Origin of the sequence: Nesterenkonia xinjiangensis, from assembly GCF_013410745.1 — a bacterium.
Lineage (GTDB): Bacteria > Actinomycetota > Actinomycetes > Actinomycetales > Micrococcaceae > Nesterenkonia > Nesterenkonia xinjiangensis.
Genome location: NZ_JACCFY010000001.1, coordinates 1,245,826 through 1,261,674, shown reverse-complemented (window position 1 = coordinate 1,261,674; position 15,849 = coordinate 1,245,826). Strand labels below are relative to the sequence as shown.

Genomic DNA, 15,849 nt, shown 5'->3' with positions numbered 1-15,849 from the left:
AGGCTGAACGCATGGGACACATCATCCACGTCGAACTGACCAGTGCGGCGCCGCAGGCGACCGCTGACTTCTACGCCCGAGCCTTCGGCTGGCGCACCACAGCCTCGCCGTTCATCCCGGACTACCTCACGGCCGAGACCGGGGACGGCTCAGGGATCGACGCCGCCATCATGAGCAGCGACTACCAGAGCCAGCACACCATCATGTGGATCGAGGTCGAGGACATCGACGCCGCCCTCGCCGCCGTCACAGAGGCCGGCGGCGCGGCGGCCGGAGAGGTCCACGACCTCCCCGGGGTGGGTCGCGTCGGATACGCCTCCGACCCTGCCGGCGTCGTGATCGGTCTGAAGCAGCCTGCCTGAGGTTCCTGTCGGCCCCCATGCCCCTACAGTGGAGGCATGGAGGAGACCCTGAGCGGAGCACGCATCCAACAGGTGGCCGCGGCCGCCGCCCGGCAGCTGCCCTGGGCCACGTGCACCCACCCGTTCGGGGAGGAGCACGACGTCTACAAGGTCCGGGAGAAGGTCTTCCTCATGGCCACCGACGTCACCGGGGAGCCGATCATCACCCTGAAGGCCCAGCCCGACGCCTCCGAGGTGCTGCGCGAGGAGTTCCCCAGCATCCGCCCCGGCTATCACATGAACAAGCGGCACTGGATCTCCGTGGCCGAAGGGCCGGGCGTGACCGCCGAGCTGATCGAGGAGCTGGTGGTCACCTCCTACGACCTGGTGGTCTCCACTATGGTCGTCTCTCGTCAGCCGATCCGCTTCGGACTGGGTCCCGACGACGGCTGATCGGGCACCCGCTCACGGCGCTTCGGGGATCCAGGTCCCGCGCCGGGAGTCGAACACGATGTGGGTCTCCGTGTTGCGGATCGCCGGGTGGACCGTGATGTGGTCCAGCACGAAGTTCTTCAGCTCCTCTGCGCTGCGCACCGCCACGGTGAGCATGAAGTCCGCCCGCCCGGTCAGGTGCACCACCTGCAGCACATGGGCCGTGGAGACCATGCTGTCCAGGAACTGGTCCACCGCCTCCCGCGAGTGGCTGCTCATGTACACCGTGATGACGGCTTGGAGGGTATAACCCAGCTGGGCATGGTCCAGGTCCAGTCGCGGAGGGCCGATGGTGCCCGCGTTGCGAAGCCGCCGTCGTCGGTACGCGCAGGTGGACTCTGCCACGCTGAGCCGGGACGCCAGCGCCTTGTTGGTCAGCTCCGGGGCGGCGCTGAGTGCGGCGATGACGGCGTGATCGAGCCCGTCCAGGGTCTCCGGCGTGAGTTGTCGACTCGACGACATGACCCCTCCTTCCGTTCGTCCATTATGCCGAGAACGCAGCATCTCTCGTGATCAATGGGCATGTCAGCAAGATGTCTTGCTGATGACTGTGTCCTCAGCAATCATCATGACTCATGAGACGCGAATCACATAGCCTGGACACTGCCGCGGTGCACGCCGGTCGCGACGACCTCGCCGGCCTGGGCGTCCACGCCCTGCCCCTGGATCTCTCCACCACGAACCCGCTGCCCGGCATCGAGTCCGGTGGGCTCTCCTATGAGGCGCTGGCCTCCGGGGGCGCGGTGCCCGACGGCGGCAGCGCGGTCTACGCGCGGCTCTGGAACCCCACCGTGGCGCGCTTCGAAGACGCTCTGGCCACCATGGAGCACGCCGAGGCCGGAGTGGCGTTCTCCTCCGGGATGGCCGCCGTCACCGCCTCGGTGCTGGCGCTGTGCCTGGGCCAGCAGAAGCCGCATGTGGTGGCGGTCCGCCCGCTCTACGGCGGCACCGATCACCTGCTGGCCTCCGGGATGGTGGGCACCGAGGTCAGCTTCTGTGCCGCAGACGAGGTAGCCGCCGCGATCCGGCCGGACACGGGCCTCATTATGCTGGAGACTCCGGCCAACCCGACCCTGGAGCTGGTGGACATTGCCGCTGTCGTCGCCCAGGGGGCCGGAGTTCCGGTCCTGGTGGACAACACCTTCGCCACGCCCGTGCTGCAGAATCCGCTGGATCACGGGGCCGCGCTGAGCCTGCACAGCGCCACCAAATACCTCGGCGGCCACGGGGACGCCGTCGGCGGCGTGGTGGCCTGCTCGGAGAAGATCGCGGCCCGCCTGCGGCAGGTCCGTGCCATCACCGGCGGGATCCTGCACCCGCTGGCCGCCTATCTGTTCCACCGGGGGCTGGCCACGCTGCCGGTGCGGATGCGCGCGCAGCAGGACTCCGCCCGCCGGATCGTGGACTGGCTCACCGGCCACGACGCCGTCGCCGAAGTCTGTTACCCGGGGCTCCACGGCGATCCCACTGGGGTGCTCGGGAGGCAGATGCACGGCACCGGTGCGATGATCTCGATCCGGCTTCGCGGCGGCTACGCGGCCGCCGAGCGGCTGACCGGCGACGTGTCGCTGTTCACCCACGCGGTCTCCTTGGGCGGAGTCGACTCCCTGATCCAGCATCCGGCGGCGCTGACCCACCGGCCCGTGGCCGCCGAGGCGAAACCCGATGCCGATGTCGTCCGGCTCTCCATCGGGCTGGAGTCCCCGGAGGATCTGATCGCTGACCTGGCCCGTGCGCTGGTGTCTCCGGCGCTGATCGGGGAGGATCGGTGACGTGGACCACAGACCGATGACGACGCACCCGATGGACGAGGACCGGCAGTTCGAGACCTCGCACCAGTACGACCCGCCGACGACGAACTCGCGACCCCTGCGGGCCTCCTCCTCCGCCGACGCCACCGTGCTCGATGAGATCGCCCAGCGCGTGCTGTGGCTGGCCACCGGCATCATCGACGCCGCCAACCGCGGGCGGGAGAACGCCGACGGGCTCAAGGTCGGTGGGCATCAGTCCTCCTCGGCCTCGATGGTCGGCATCATGACGGCCCTGTGGTTCTCCCAGTTGACCAGCCGGGACCGTGTCTCGGTGAAGCCGCATGCCTCTCCGGTGCTGCACGCCATCAACTACTTGCTCGGCGACCTCGACGCCTCCTACCTGACCCGGCTGCGCTCCCTGGGCGGGCTGCAGCCCTATCCCTCCCGGTCCAAGGACCCGGACACCGTGGACTTCTCCACCGGGTCGGTCGGCATCGGTGCCACCGCGCCCATCTGGGCGGCCCTGTCCCACCGCTACCTGGCCAGCCGCATCGAGGACACCCCTCCGGCCGGCCGCTTCTACTCGCTGCTCGGCGACGCTGAGATGGACGAGGGGGCGGTGTGGGAGGCCATCATCGACCCCGAGGTGCGCCAGCTGGGTGAGGTCGTGTGGATTGTGGACCTCAATCGCCAGTCCCTGGACCGCGTCATCCCGGACTCGCAGATCCAGCGGCTGCGCGGGATGTTCGCCGCCGCCGACTGGCAGGTCATCACGTGCCCGTGGGGCCGACGGCTCCAGGAGACCTTCTCCCGCCCCGGCGGCGAGGTGCTCGAACAGCGCATGCGCACTATGCCCAACGAGGAGTACCAACGGATCCTGCGCGCCCACCCTGCGGAGATCCGCGACCGTCTGCTGCGCGGCTGCACCGCGCAGCACGCCGCCGCGCTGACCGAGCTGCTCGCCGGTCACGACGACGGCGCGCTCGCCGAGCTCGTGCGCGACCTCGGAGGCCATGACCTTCAGGAGCTGCAGTCGGCTTTCGCCGCGATCGACGACACGCGGCCCACCGTGGTGTTCGCATACACGATCAAGGGCCGCGGCCTGGCCACCGAAGGGCACCCGAACAACCACGCCGCGCAGCTCACCGAGGAGCAGATGCAGGAGCTCGCCGAGGCCTCCGGCACCTCGCTTCAGGACCCGTGGGTCCGGTTCCCCGAGGACACTGCGGCCGGTCAGCTGTGTGCGGAGGTCGCCCGGCGGCTGCGCCGGGAGCGTTTCACCCCGGCCGTGCCCCCGACCGTCCCTGCCGAGCTCGGCTGGAGCCCGAAGGCGGTGACCTCCACCCAGGCCTCTCTGGGTCGGTTCCTCTCCGACCTGCGCCGCGCAGCTCCTGAGGTGACGGATCGGGTGGTCACCGTCAGCCCCGACGTCGCCAGCTCCACCAACCTGGGCGGGTGGATCAACAAGACTGGGGTGTGGTCCCTGGCCGGGAGGCATGACTGGTTCTCGGATGACAGGGAGCGGCTGCTCAAGTGGCAGGAGAAGCCGCAGGGCCAGCACATCGAGCTCGGGATCGCCGAGGTCAACCTGGTCAGCCTGGCCGGCGAGCTGGGGCTCACCGGTGAGCGCTGGGGTCAGCCGCTGATCCCCATCGGGGTGCTCTATGACCCCTTCATCAACCGGGCGCTGGAGCCGTGGACCTTCGGCCTCTACGCGGGAGGCCGCTCCCTCATGGTCGGCACGCCGTCCGGGGTGACCCTGGCGCCGGAGGGCGGGGCGCATCAGTCCATCAACACACCCTCGGCGACCCTGGAGATCCCCGGGCTGACCAGCTGGGAGCCCGCCTTCGCCCAGGACGTGGAATGGGTGATGCTCGAGGCCATGCGAGACCTGCTGGACCCCGACGGCGGCTCCGCCTATCTGCGGCTGTCCACCCGTCCGGTGGAGCAGTCCTTGGCGAAGGTGCCGGAGGACGAGCTGCTGCGCCGTCGTCGTCGAGAGCAGGTGGTGGCCGGCGGGTACCGGCTCTCCGCGCATCCTGCCGCTGAGGACGACGTCACCCTGGTGGGGGCCGGCGCGATCATGACCGAGGTGTGCGCGGCCGCCGAGACTCTGGCCGGGCACGGTGTGCGCGCCGGGGTGGTGTGCGTGACCAGCCCAAGCCTGCTGTTCCGGGCGTTGCGGGCCCGCCGTGAGGTGGCCGCGACGCCGCGCTCGGCGATCCTGGAGACGCTGTTCCCCGCGGCGCATCCCCGGCCGCTGGTCACGGTGATGGATGCCCACCCGCATACGCTCGCGTTCCTGGCCGGAGTGCGCGGCGATGAGACCCACACGCTGGGGGTCACCGCGTTCGGGCAGGCCGGCACCATGGCGGAGATGCACCGGCTGCACGGCATCGACGAGGACTCGATCGCCTCGGCGGCCCTGGACATGCTCGGCCGGTGAGGCGGCTCACCCGTCGCGCTGGGTGCGCAGCAGCTCTTCGGCGCGGGTAGCGACGTCGGTCTCGCGGGCGGCGAGGGTGTCGATGAGTTTCTCCACGTGTGTGACCCGGGATTCCCAGTCCGCGCCGCGCTGTTCCCGGCGTGGCAGGCGCTCCAGGGCCTGGACCTCGCGCCAGGCGGTGACCAGGCCGGCCTCGTGGAGGCGCTGGTCGGCCTGTTCGGCGCGACCGTCGGTGGCGGAGTCGGCGCCGAGCACGGCGACCATGTCCAGGCGGGAGAGGTCCAGGCCGAGGGCGAGGTCGTCGAGGCGCCCGCGCAGCCCGGCAAGCTGACGGCGCACCCGGCGGGTCCCGATCCCACGACGACCGGCCTCGACGACGGCGACGCCGATCATCAGCAGCGTCTGGGCCCCGGTCCACACGGCGACCGCCACGAGCCAGAACAGGGAGGTGGTGTCCACCTTCACCGACTCCTGGTGGTTGTACTCCATGGCGCGGCCCAGGTCCTGCAGGGTGTTGGCCACCTGGTCGCCCAGGGTGATCTCGAAGTCGCCGGTGCCGGACACCAGCAGGTCCGTGGCGCGGAAGGAGTAGGTGCCCAGGCGGCTGTCCACGCCCGAGCTGATCTCTCCGGTCATCGTGTAGCCCACCGCGAAGGTCGCCTCGTCCAGCAACCAGACCGGCAGGATCCCGTGGCCCAAGGCCACCTCCCCGGTGGCGGGGTCGATGACCTCGGGGTCCTCGGCGCCGACCTCCTCCTTGATCCGCGCGTGGGCGTCCACGATGTCCCAGTAGTCGATGTCGATGCGGTAGTCGTGATCCGCCCGCGGGGTGTAGCTGATGTAGTCATCGGCAGGCAGCAGCGCCACATGCAGCTCAAGGTGGTCCGGCAGCAGTGCCGCGTCCTCATCGAACTCGACGGTGCGCGCCATGGACTCCCGCACGTACTCCAGGGTCAGGGAATCCTGGTTGGAGGGTCGGAGGTCGGAGGGCTCCTCGAACTCCGGGACGGCGCCGGGGTCGCCGACGACGTCCAGGGCGGCCAGCGGCTGGTCGCCTTGCAGGGACCGGCCGAAGGCGGTGTTGACGTCGGCGCGCTCGACGGCGGCCCATCCGGTGAGCAGCCCTGCCGCCACTGGGAGGATCACGCCGACGGTGGCGACCACGGCCTGCCAGCCTTCCTCGCTGATGCCGCCTGTCGATGGCCCTGCGGAGAGGTCGGTGTGGGCCACGGCGGCCAGGACCCGTTCGGCGGACCACATCGGCCCGCCCGCGGCGCCGTGCTTCAGTCCCAGCGTGGCGCGCAGTTCGTCCAGGGAGTCGGTGGCGCCTGCGGAGCTGGCCTGCACGCGACGGCGGACCCGCTCCTCCGCGGCACGGCGGAGCGCCTTCCTCCCCGGGTGGCCCTCACGGCGATGGGTCTTCAGAGCCCCGCTCAGCGCGGTGCAGGCGCCGACGATGCGCCGCTCCGCCGCCTCCCACCTCTCCAGCAGATCCGCGTGCTCGGCGACCAGCCGCGCACCGTCGTCGCCGTCGTCACCGCCGCTCCTCGCGGGGATCGTCGCGGCCTCCTGGTTCAGGGCTAGGAGCTCGTCACGGGCACTGCGGAGACGGTCCAGAGTCTCGCCGGTGCCGTCACCGGCGATGCCGACGAGCCGGCTCCGCTGGGTGAGCACCTCGTCCACCGACTGCAGCAGCGGCAGCGCCAGCCGGTCCAACACCGAGCCGGAGCCGGCGTGCCCGGCGCGCAGCTCCGAGGCGGCAGCCAGGGCGTCGGCCCGTCGCTGCAGCTGGGCTGTCTGCTCCTCGAACTGTTCCAGGTCGGACCACGCCGGGGCTCCGTCGACAGGCTCGCCGGAGGATTCGCGGGGAGCCGGGCCGCCCAGCCAGGCGTACTCCAGCTCCTGCTCCCGGCGGGCCAGTCGCAGACTGTCCTGCCGGATGCGGTCCCAGTCGGCCTCCAGTGCGGCCAAGGAGTCGGTTGCGACGGCGTCGCCGGCACTGCTCAGAGCGGCCCGGGCGGTTTCGAAGCGCAGCTCCAGGACGTCGAGCTCCAGCACCACGCGGGCCAGGCGGAGCTTCGCCCGGGAGAGGCGTCGCAGGCGCTGCCGTTCGAGGCCGCGTGAGCGGACCCACAGGAACATGATCGCCACGCCGGCCAGCAGCGGCAGCGCGGCCGCCGAAACCCACGTCGCCGGGGAGCGGCCGCCCTCGTCGAAGTGCATGTCCGCCGCCGTCAGCGCCGCCCCGACCACCGCGTTGGGTCCGTGGCCGATGGTGCGGTTGTTGACGAAGGTCTCGCGCACCGTGGAGGCCACCGTGTAGCGATCGTCGGAGTCGAGGCCGCTGATGCCCACGCGGGTGGCGTCGGCGAGCACCAGGTCCGGATCCTCCGGGTCGTCACCCACGGAGAGGATCATCTCGGCGTCCTCGATCTCGCCGTGCATGTATTCGTCCCACGCGAGCTCGCGCTCCACCACTCGCACTGTGAACGGCTCGTAGCTGGCCACCCGGCCCTCCGCGGCGGCCTCCACCGTCTCCTGGGTGATCCCGTAGGGGAGGTCGTCCTCCACGAGGAAGGAGACCTCGGCCTCCGGCTCGGCGGTGACGCGCTCGTAGCCGACGGCGCCGATCCCCACCGAGCTGCCGGCCAGCCCGAGTGCCAGGGCGGGAGGGAGCCAGGTGCCGAGCCTGTGGGGACGTGCGGCGGAGGCATTGGGTCCTTCAGTGGTGCGCGTCACGGATTCATTGTAGGAGGCCCCTCGGCCGGCTCCGAGGATCCGGTGTGATGCTCCAGGGCGGTGATCGCGGCGGCGATGCGGGGGTTCTGGGCGGATCCGCGGCGTTGCGCGAGCATGACCCTGCGTCGCGGTACCTGCGCACCGCTCAGCGGGATCTGCACCACGTGCGGGTGAGGGATGGTCATCGCGATCCTGGGGACGGCGGCGATGCCCGCTCCGGCGGCCACCAGCGCCGTGGTGGCGGTCAGCTCCTGGGCGAAGTGGGCCACCCGGGGCGCGTAGCCGACGGCCCGTGTGGCGCTCAGCAGCTCGGTATAGGCGTCCTGGTGCGGGTGACCGGTGATCCAGTCCTCCTGCGCCGCCTCCTCGAGCTGGATCTCACCGGCGGCGGCGAAGCGGTGGTCTCTCGGGACCAGGAGGTCGATCGGGTCGTCGAGCAGGCCGGTGACGTCGATGTGGCTGTCCGTGAGGTGGCTGGTGGACTCGTCGGCGACGAAGAGCCCCAGATCGATGGTCCCGGACTCCAGCGCGGCGATCAGCTGACGCGAGTAGATCTCCTTGACGATCGGCCGCAGCTGGTGGTGCCGTGCTCTCAGCCGGATCAGTGCGGGTGTGATGATCGCGGAGATCGCTGTGGGGAAACCGCCGATGCTGATCGGTCCGCAGAGCTCTCTGGCTGCTGCGGTGACATCGCCCAGCGCTGTCTCCCACTGCGCATTGAGGGTACGGGCATGGGTCACCAGGCGTCGGCCGGCCGGGGTGAGTCTCACGCGTCTGCCATGACGCTCCAGCAGGTCGACGTCCAGTTCCTGGGCCAGTTCCTTGAGCTGCCTGGAGACCCCTGATGGTGTCCGATACAGCGCCTCGGCCGCGGCGGTGACCGTGCCGTGCTCGCACACTGCGATGAGCAGTTGGAGTCTGGAATCAATCATGTACCTATCGTGCATGATTCCACGTCAAAAATGAACCTGGACGGCAATGATCTGCTCCCCGTAGAACGGAGGTATGGCCTCTGATCCGACGACATCGAAGGACGCTCCCATGACGCAGGCTCGCGCACACCCCCTCGGCCGCCATCTCCTGGGCACCCTGCTGGTGCTCGGTGCGGTGATGCTCGTGGGCGGCACGGACATGACCAAGGTCGTCGTCGCCCTGCCGGAGTTGGCCGAGGAGCTCTCTCTGAGTGCGGCCACCTCCCTGTGGGTCGCCGATGTCTACCCGCTGGCCGCGGGGGTGGCCCTTGTGCTCAGCGCGGTCGCCGCCGATCGGTTCGGACGCCGACGCATCTATGTACTGGGGCTGGTCATCGCCATCCTCAGCGCCATGATCGTCGGGTTCGCGCCGACCGGCGAGCTGGTCATCGCGGGGCGCATCGGTCAAGGTGTCGGTGCGGCGCTGCTGATCGCCGGCACCGTGGCCATCATCCGGGTGAGCTTCCCCGGGGTGCGCCTGCGGGCACTGGCCTACGGGGTCTGGGTCACCGCATTCAGCACCGGCTCGGCGCTGGGGCCCCTCCTGGGCGGCGGACTTGTCGAGCTGGCCCACTGGAGGTGGGTCTTCTGGATCAATGTCCCGGTGCTGGCGTTCTGCCTCATCGCGGCCCTGCTCGTGCTGCAGGACTCGAAGAATCCGGATCCGCCCAGCTTGGACGGCATCAGCGCGGCGCTGTCGGGCCTCGCGGTGGGTCTGGTCATCGCAGGGCTGAAAGCCATGGCTCAGCCCCAGCTGCCCCTGTGGCTCAGCCTCGCGGCCCTGGCGGCAGGTGCCGCGGCAGCGGTGATGTTCGTGCTGCGGCAGACGCACCTGCCGCGGCCCTTCCTCGACGTGAGCCTGCTGACCAACCCTCTGTTGGGAGCCTCTGCGGCGGTCATTGCGGCCACCCTGGGCGTGTTCAACGGTGCGCTGTACCTGCTCACCCAGCGATACCAGGTCATCGAGGGGCTCACTGCGGTCCAGGCCGGCGTCGCGCTGATCCCCCTCGCCGTGTCCAGCGCCGCCGGCGGACTCCTCGGCCCTCTGCTGCTCCGGTGGTCCAGCCAACAACGCATCATCACCGCAGGGCTGGTCCTGGCCGCCGGAGGGTTCCTGCTGCTGGCCACTCTGGATGCGGCCGGGGAGCTTGCCGCGTTGGTCATCCTGGGGCTGGGCTCGGGGATCATCATGGCCATTGCGGCGAACGCGATCATGAGCACTGCCCCTGAGAGTCGCACCGCTGACGCCGGTGCCATCCAGGAGACCTCCTTCGCGCTCGGCGCCGGCACGGGCATCGCCGCACTGGGGACCCTTGCCATCCACCACGGTGTCATCGGCCAGGGCTCCGGCACGGGGTCCGGTGCCTCGGCGGCCGCCATCTACGGTCCTGGAGTCGACGCCGCCCTCGGGCTCGGAGCATTCCTCTACGCAGCCTTCGCCTTGGGGGCTGGGCTGATTGTTCTCAGCACCGCCGAATCAGGGCGTGTTCAGGACGCAGTCGGGCCTCGTCGAGCACCGTCCGTGCGTCAGCCGGCGACGGAACGATACCGGGCCGAGAGTGGGGAGGAGGCGGCAGCGTCCCGTCCGCCGGCGGCGAGAGTCGCGGCTCCTGCTGGAGCGAGGTACGAGAGGGAGCGTTGTGCGCGGTGATGCGTTCTGCGGTCCTCCGGATCGGGGCGAGGGTGAATCACGGGCCGGAACCCTTGTGAGACGGGGCCTCCTGTGTTTCCTTGAGATGTGAGTCCAGACCCATCCCCGCCGGTGCGCGACGCCACCCTCGACATCGCGAAGGCACTGGCCATCATCCTCATCGTGGTCGGGCACGTGTGGCGCGCGCTGGAGCCGGCGGGGCTGGTGCAGGATCCTCTGCTGACTCGGGTCGACTCCGTCATCTACATGTCGCACCTGTCGGTCTTCGCCTTCGTGGCCGGACTGTTCGTGGCCGGCGGTATGCGCCGCGACGGGCCCTGGTACTACGCCCGCGCCCGCACGGTCACCTTCCTGTGGCTCTACACGCTGTGGTCGACTCTGCAGCTGCTGATGAAGATCGCGGTGGGCTCCGCGGTCAACGACCCGGTGTCGCCCGTGGAGCTCCTGAGGATCTGGGAACCGAAGGAGCAGTTCTGGTTCTTCGGGTGGCTCGTCCTGATGATGCTGCTCACTGCCGCGACGCGGCCGTGGCGCAGCCGCAGGGCCGCCGCCGCGACATGGGGGCTGGCCGGGGCCGGCTCTCTGGCGGTGTGGGGGCTGAACTGGAACATCCTCGGCGGGGAGGGTCTCGCGCTGACGATCTTCTTCTTCTCCGGGGTGGTGTTGACCGGTCGGCGGCTGCTCGGCTGGATGAAGGGGATCCTCGTCAGCCACGCTGTTGTGGTTCTGCTCGTGGCCGGCGCCGTGTGGGTGGTCCTCGGTGCGACGCTGCTGGGCACCCCGCCCACTGCCTATGGGAATATCCGCTCCGTGTCGAGCGTGACGCTCGGGGCTCTCGGCTCATTGGCCGGCGTCGTGTCGATCCTCGCCCTCTCGCTTCTGCTGGCCCGGACGGGATCCACCATGCAGTGGCTGGCGCGGATCGGGCAACGGTCGCTGGTGATATTCGTCGCTCATGTGTTCTTCACGGCTGGCACGCGCATCGCGCTGAGCACGATGGGCATCGATGCCCTCTGGATCCACGTGGTGGGGCCCACCGTGATCGGAGTCATCGGTCCGCTCCTGATCTACGCCGTGGCGCAGCGGCTCAGGCAGGACTGGGTCTTTGAGGCCCCACGGTGGTTGAGGCACCTCACCGGTGCTGACCGGACTCTCGTCCCACGCCGCTGATCAACCCCTGCCGCGATAGCGGGCGGCGAGGGTGGCGGCGCGCTCTCCCAGGGCGTCGCGCAGAGAGGCCGGAGCGAGGGCCTCGGCGTCGAGGCCGAGCTGCCACAGTGCCCATTCCGCATGGCGCAGGTCCTGGAAGATGACCTCCAGGTGCGCCCAGTCGCCGCTGATGCGCTGTTCCGCCCGGACGGCAAGGGCGGTGTCGACCAGCTCCTCCCGTCGCCCCGGATGGACACGGACCGTGACCGGGAAGTGGTCGCCTCCAGAGAGGAACTGCTCGCTGCGTCTGCGCCAGATGTGGTCCAGATCGACCGTCTCCGGGCGCTGCGCGGGTTCCGAGAGCTCCTCGGCGTCCAGGATCCGCGAGACGCGGTACGTCCGATCGGTGCCGGAGCGAGTGGCCAGCAGGTACATGCGGCTGCGCACTGTGACCAGGCCGAAGGACCCGACAGCGCGCCGGCCGCAGAAGGCGGTCGTGCCATACAATGAATTCATGGGTGCGGAGATTGAGTACGGTCTTGTTGGATTCTTGTCGCTGGGAGTTGCGGCGGCTGCCCTACTGGTTTCATGGCGCAGGGATAGACATGCCCGGGAGGTCTTCATTGCTGAGATGAGGAAACTCTGGTCAGAGCATCGGGAGGCCTGGAATATACTGTTGATGATTATTTATGATTCAGAATATCATTATGCATACGCTTCTGACTCGGAAAGGGAGTATGCAAGGCATATATCGAGGCGTCTAGACTCTTCGCTTGAAGGAATAGATGCTGCCGCGGAAGCCCGCCTGTCCATTGGCCCCATGGCTCACTTCCTAGGATTCGCGGGCGAGTCGCTTGTCAGGGGCAGCTGGAGTGCTCAGGATGCCTATGACCTGCTAGGTCCTGACGCGGCAAGGCATTATGCATCGATAATCTGGCTTGCGAACCGAGAGCGTCGCGGTTCGGCCCAGGTGTCGGCCCAGGTGCAGGGCTATGCGGGCGATTTCTTCAGCATTCCTCATCGTTCAGCTGCGGAGATGAATCGTAGGCAGATTATCGAATTCAATATGTTCGACCGGCAGGATTGCATTATTGCTTTAGGCGTAACGCTACGTGCAGAGCAGTGCCGGAGAGGTGATACATATGCTCATCTGAGACTGAGTTTTTCCAGGGAGATGCGAGAAACGGAAGATGGACAGGATCTCATTGATTCATTTGTTCGTGCAGTTTCTGGTCGTCGACATTGGATGGCCCTGATGCCATCAGGATTGCAGAGACTTGCATTCTACGTTCTGCCGCTGGGGCGACTCGTGCGTAGCGCAATCATGGCCACCGAACAGCAGCTTCATCGCCATGATCCTGATCCGATAATCAATGATGCGGATCGATCGCTCATTCGTAGGTCGATGAAGTCGAGGTTAAGGCCGCTTGTGCGTCGCTTGACATGGTGGCGGTAGAAAGTCGGGTTCCGAGACTGCGGCGGGGAGCGGGTGACAGTGCGTGGCCCCTCGACATGATGGATTTTCGAGCTGGCGTGGAGTGAGGGGAATATGTGCCTGCCGACCAAACTTGAGTATCATTGACTCAAGTTTGCATGACAGGGCTCGCCGGACCTGATGTACTACAGGCGAGGGACCGCCGAGGCGCTGAGAAAGGAGCCTTCACCCCATGGACGTCAAGCTCACCACCAAGTCGCAGGAAGCCGTCTCCGCGGCCGCGATGAACGCCAACACCGCAGGCAACCCGCAGATCGAACCTGCTCACATCCTCAAGGCCCTGATGGACCAGAGGGAGTCTGTCGCCGTCGCGCTGCTCAAGGCCGCCGGCGCGGACCCCGAGGCCATCTCCACCCGGGCCTCCGCCGCCATCAGGCAGCTGCCGGCCACCAGCGGCGACGCCGTCGCGGCCCCGCAGTTCTCCCAGGCGGGTCTCGCCGTCATCAAGGCCGCCCAGGCCGAGGCCGAGCAGATGGGCGACGAGTTCGTCTCCACCGAACACCTCCTGCTCGGGGTCGCCGCCGACGCCGGACCCTCGGGCCGGGCGCTCGCCGAGGCCGGAGCCGGTCCCGAGCCGCTGAAGGCCGAGCTGCCCGGACTCCGGGGCGACCGCAAGGTCACCACCCCGGATCCGGAGAACACCTTCCAGTCGCTGGAGAAGTTCGGCACGGACCTCACCGAGATCGCCCGTTCCGGCAAACTGGACCCGGTCATCGGCCGCGATTCCGAGATCCGGCGCGTGGTGCAGGTGCTCTCCCGCCGCACCAAGAACAACCCGGTGCTCATCGGTGAGCCCGGGGTCGGCAAGACCGCCGTCGTCGAGGGCCTGGCCCAGCGCATGGTCGCCGGTGACGTCCCCGAGTCGCTGCGGGACAAGACGCTGATCTCCCTGGACCTGGGTGCGATGATCGCCGGGGCCAAATACCGCGGGGAGTTCGAGGAGCGGCTCAAGGCCGTGCTGGAGGAGATCAAGTCCGCCGAGGGCGGGATCGTCACCTTCATCGACGAGATCCACACCGTGGTCGGCGCCGGAGCCTCCGAGGGCTCCATGGATGCGGGCAACATGCTCAAGCCGATGCTGGCCCGCGGGGAGCTGCGGCTCATCGGTGCGACCACCCTGGACGAGTACCGGGAGAACGTGGAGTCCGACGCCGCCCTGGAGCGCCGCTTCCAGCAGGTCTACGTGGGGGAGCCCTCGGTGGAGGACACCATCGGCATCCTGCGCGGGCTCAAGGAGCGCTACGAGGCCCACCACAAGGTGGCCATCGCGGACAACGCGCTGGTCGCCGCCGCCTCCCTGTCAGATCGGTACATCACCGGCCGGCAGCTGCCGGACAAGGCCATCGACCTGATCGACGAGGCCGCCTCTCGGCTGCGCATGGAGATCGACTCCGCGCCGGTGGAGATCGATGAGCTGCGCCGCGTGGTGGACCGGCTCACCATGGAGGAGATGGCCCTCGCTGAGGAGACCGACGCCGGCTCCGCCGAACGCCTCCAGGTGCTGCGCGCGGACCTCGCCGACAAGAAGGAGGACCTCGCTGAGCTGACCGCCCGATGGGAGGTCGAGAAGACCGAGCTCAACCGCTCCGGTGAGCTGCGGGTCCAGCTCGACGACCTGCGCAGCCAGGCGGAGAAGGCCCAGCGGGAGGGGGATCTCGCCGAGGCCTCCCGGCTGCTCTACGGTGAGATCCCGCAGCTCGAGCAGAAGCTTGCCGACGCCGAGGAGCAGGAGAGTTCCGCAGGAGGGCAGCGCTCCCGGATGGTGTCAGAAGGGGTCGACGCCGACGGCGTCGCCGAGGTCATCTCCGCCTGGACGGGGATCCCCGCCGGGAGGCTGATGCAGGGTGAGACGCAGAAGCTGCTCCAGATGGAGGAGCTGATCGGCTCGCGGCTGATCGGCCAGCACCGGGCCGTGGCCAGTGTCTCCGACGCCGTCCGGCGGGCACGCACCGGAGTCGCCGACCCGGACCGACCCACCGGTTCCTTCCTGTTCCTGGGGCCCACCGGCGTGGGCAAGACCGAGTTGGCCAAGGCCCTGGCGGAGTTCCTCTTTGACGACGAGCGCTCGATGATCCGCATCGACATGTCCGAATACTCGGAGAAGCACTCGGTGGCCCGGCTGGTCGGTGCGCCTCCCGGCTACGTCGGCTTCGACGAAGGCGGTCAGCTCACCGAGGCGGTGCGCCGACGTCCCTACTCGGTGGTGCTGCTCGACGAGGTGGAGAAGGCCCACACGCAGGTCTTCGACATCCTGCTGCAGGTGCTCGACGACGGCCGCCTCACCGATGGCCAGGGGCGCACCGTGGACTTCCGCAACGTGGTGCTGATCCTGACCTCCAACCTGGGCTCCCAGTTCCTGGTGGACCAGAGTCTGGACGCCGACGCCCAGCACCGGGCCGTCATGGAGGTGGTCAATCGCTCCTTCAAGCCCGAGTTCCTCAACCGGCTCGATGACATCGTGATGTTCGATCCGCTCTCCATGGAGCAGCTGGCCAGCATCGTGGATCTGCAGATCGGTTCTCTGCAGGAGCGGATGGCCTCCCGCCGGCTCGTCCTGGAGGTAACCGACCCGGCCCGCGAGTGGCTGGCCTTCACCGGCTACGACCCCGCCTACGGGGCGCGCCCGCTGCGCCGGCTGGTGCAGCGCGAGATCGGGGATCAGCTCGCCAAGCGGCTGCTGGGCGGCGAGGTCGAGGATGGTGACACGGTCCTGGTCGACCGTCAGGAGCTCTCCCTGGAGGAGCACACGGTGCATGGACTCACCGTGACGAAGAAGACCTGATTCTCGTCGCCTGGACCACCGAGTGGCCACGA

Annotated in this window: 12 protein-coding genes; 8 read left to right on the top strand and 4 right to left on the bottom strand. The window is 68.7% G+C overall.

The genetic code is table 11. The annotated features are described in order from the left end of the window. Positions 1–11 precede the first annotated feature (11 nt). The gene (locus tag HNR09_RS05865; RefSeq protein ID WP_179541192.1) at positions 12–362 is read left to right on the top strand and encodes a VOC family protein; all 351 of its coding nucleotides are present in this window, start codon (positions 12–14) and stop codon (positions 360–362) included. Positions 363–398: 36 nt separating this feature from the next. After that, positions 399–794 carry an MmcQ/YjbR family DNA-binding protein gene (locus tag HNR09_RS05860; protein WP_179541191.1) on the top strand — a complete coding sequence of 132 codons (396 nt, stop codon included), beginning with the start codon at positions 399–401 and terminating at the stop codon, positions 792–794. A 12-nt stretch (positions 795–806) separates the two neighbouring features. Here HNR09_RS05860 and HNR09_RS05855 read toward each other — a convergent pair whose 3' ends face one another. Continuing rightward, entirely contained in the window at positions 807–1,295 is a 489-nt protein-coding gene (locus tag HNR09_RS05855; protein WP_179541190.1) for an Lrp/AsnC family transcriptional regulator, read from the bottom strand. 113 nt (positions 1,296–1,408) lie between these two features. On the opposite strand from HNR09_RS05855, the gene HNR09_RS05850 reads away from it, so the two are divergent. Continuing rightward, positions 1,409–2,605 (top strand): trans-sulfuration enzyme family protein, encoded by a 1,197-nt coding sequence (locus HNR09_RS05850; RefSeq protein WP_179541189.1) that lies wholly within the window; start codon positions 1,409–1,411, stop codon positions 2,603–2,605. 31 nt (positions 2,606–2,636) lie between these two features. Beyond that, positions 2,637–5,030, top strand: coding sequence for a transketolase-like TK C-terminal-containing protein (locus HNR09_RS05845; RefSeq protein WP_218882057.1), 2,394 nt, complete (start codon positions 2,637–2,639; stop codon positions 5,028–5,030). Between the two features lie 6 nt (positions 5,031–5,036). Here the strand turns inward: HNR09_RS05845 and HNR09_RS05840 are convergent, their stop codons facing one another. Both HNR09_RS05840 and HNR09_RS05835 read right to left on the bottom strand, forming a co-directional pair. Then, entirely contained in the window at positions 5,037–7,769 is a 2,733-nt protein-coding gene (locus HNR09_RS05840; protein WP_179541188.1) for a hypothetical protein, read from the bottom strand. Continuing rightward, positions 7,766–8,701: a LysR family transcriptional regulator gene (locus HNR09_RS05835; RefSeq protein ID WP_179541187.1), complete on the bottom strand. Its 936-nt coding sequence runs from the start codon at positions 8,699–8,701 to the stop codon at positions 7,766–7,768. Before HNR09_RS05835 ends, HNR09_RS05840 begins: the two co-directional genes overlap by 4 nt. 109 nt (positions 8,702–8,810) lie before the next feature. On the opposite strand from HNR09_RS05835, the gene HNR09_RS05830 reads away from it, so the two are divergent. Both HNR09_RS05830 and HNR09_RS05825 read left to right on the top strand, forming a co-directional pair. After that, on the top strand, positions 8,811–10,391 hold the full coding sequence (locus tag HNR09_RS05830) for an MFS transporter (protein WP_179541186.1): 1,581 nt from the start codon (positions 8,811–8,813) through the stop codon (positions 10,389–10,391). A gap of 87 nt (positions 10,392–10,478) precedes the next feature. Continuing rightward, positions 10,479–11,561 (top strand): acyltransferase family protein, encoded by a 1,083-nt coding sequence (locus tag HNR09_RS05825; RefSeq protein ID WP_179541185.1) that lies wholly within the window; start codon positions 10,479–10,481, stop codon positions 11,559–11,561. Here the strand turns inward: HNR09_RS05825 and HNR09_RS05820 are convergent, their stop codons facing one another. Further along, the gene (locus HNR09_RS05820) at positions 11,562–12,056 is read right to left on the bottom strand and encodes a helix-turn-helix transcriptional regulator (RefSeq protein WP_246348736.1); all 495 of its coding nucleotides are present in this window, start codon (positions 12,054–12,056) and stop codon (positions 11,562–11,564) included. It lies immediately after the preceding gene. On the opposite strand from HNR09_RS05820, the gene HNR09_RS05815 reads away from it, so the two are divergent. After that, complete coding sequence (locus HNR09_RS05815) at positions 12,055–12,996, top strand: hypothetical protein (RefSeq protein WP_179540181.1); 942 nt, start codon at positions 12,055–12,057, stop codon at positions 12,994–12,996. The genes HNR09_RS05820 and HNR09_RS05815 overlap by 2 nt on opposite strands. 211 nt (positions 12,997–13,207) lie before the next feature. After that, the gene (clpB, locus tag HNR09_RS05810; protein ID WP_179541183.1) at positions 13,208–15,817 is read left to right on the top strand and encodes an ATP-dependent chaperone ClpB; all 2,610 of its coding nucleotides are present in this window, start codon (positions 13,208–13,210) and stop codon (positions 15,815–15,817) included. Positions 15,818–15,849: the final 32 nt, after the last annotated feature.

What these genes read in the sequence shown, in the direction of transcription:
- HNR09_RS05865 (WP_179541192.1), top strand. Translation starts at nt 12, where the DNA reads ATGGGACACATCATCCACGTCGAACTGACCAGTGCGGCGCCGCAGGCG.
- HNR09_RS05860 (WP_179541191.1), top strand. Translation starts at nt 399, where the DNA reads ATGGAGGAGACCCTGAGCGGAGCACGCATCCAACAGGTGGCCGCGGCC.
- HNR09_RS05855 (WP_179541190.1), bottom strand. Translation starts at nt 1,295, where the DNA reads ATGTCGTCGAGTCGACAACTCACGCCGGAGACCCTGGACGGGCTCGAT.
- HNR09_RS05850 (WP_179541189.1), top strand. Translation starts at nt 1,409, where the DNA reads ATGAGACGCGAATCACATAGCCTGGACACTGCCGCGGTGCACGCCGGT.
- HNR09_RS05845 (WP_218882057.1), top strand. Translation starts at nt 2,637, where the DNA reads ATGGACGAGGACCGGCAGTTCGAGACCTCGCACCAGTACGACCCGCCG.
- HNR09_RS05835 (WP_179541187.1), bottom strand. Translation starts at nt 8,701, where the DNA reads ATGATTGATTCCAGACTCCAACTGCTCATCGCAGTGTGCGAGCACGGC.
- HNR09_RS05830 (WP_179541186.1), top strand. Translation starts at nt 8,811, where the DNA reads ATGACGCAGGCTCGCGCACACCCCCTCGGCCGCCATCTCCTGGGCACC.
- HNR09_RS05815 (WP_179540181.1), top strand. Translation starts at nt 12,055, where the DNA reads ATGGGTGCGGAGATTGAGTACGGTCTTGTTGGATTCTTGTCGCTGGGA.
- HNR09_RS05820 (WP_246348736.1), bottom strand. Translation starts at nt 12,056, where the DNA reads ATGAATTCATTGTATGGCACGACCGCCTTCTGCGGCCGGCGCGCTGTC.
- clpB (WP_179541183.1), top strand. Translation starts at nt 13,208, where the DNA reads ATGGACGTCAAGCTCACCACCAAGTCGCAGGAAGCCGTCTCCGCGGCC.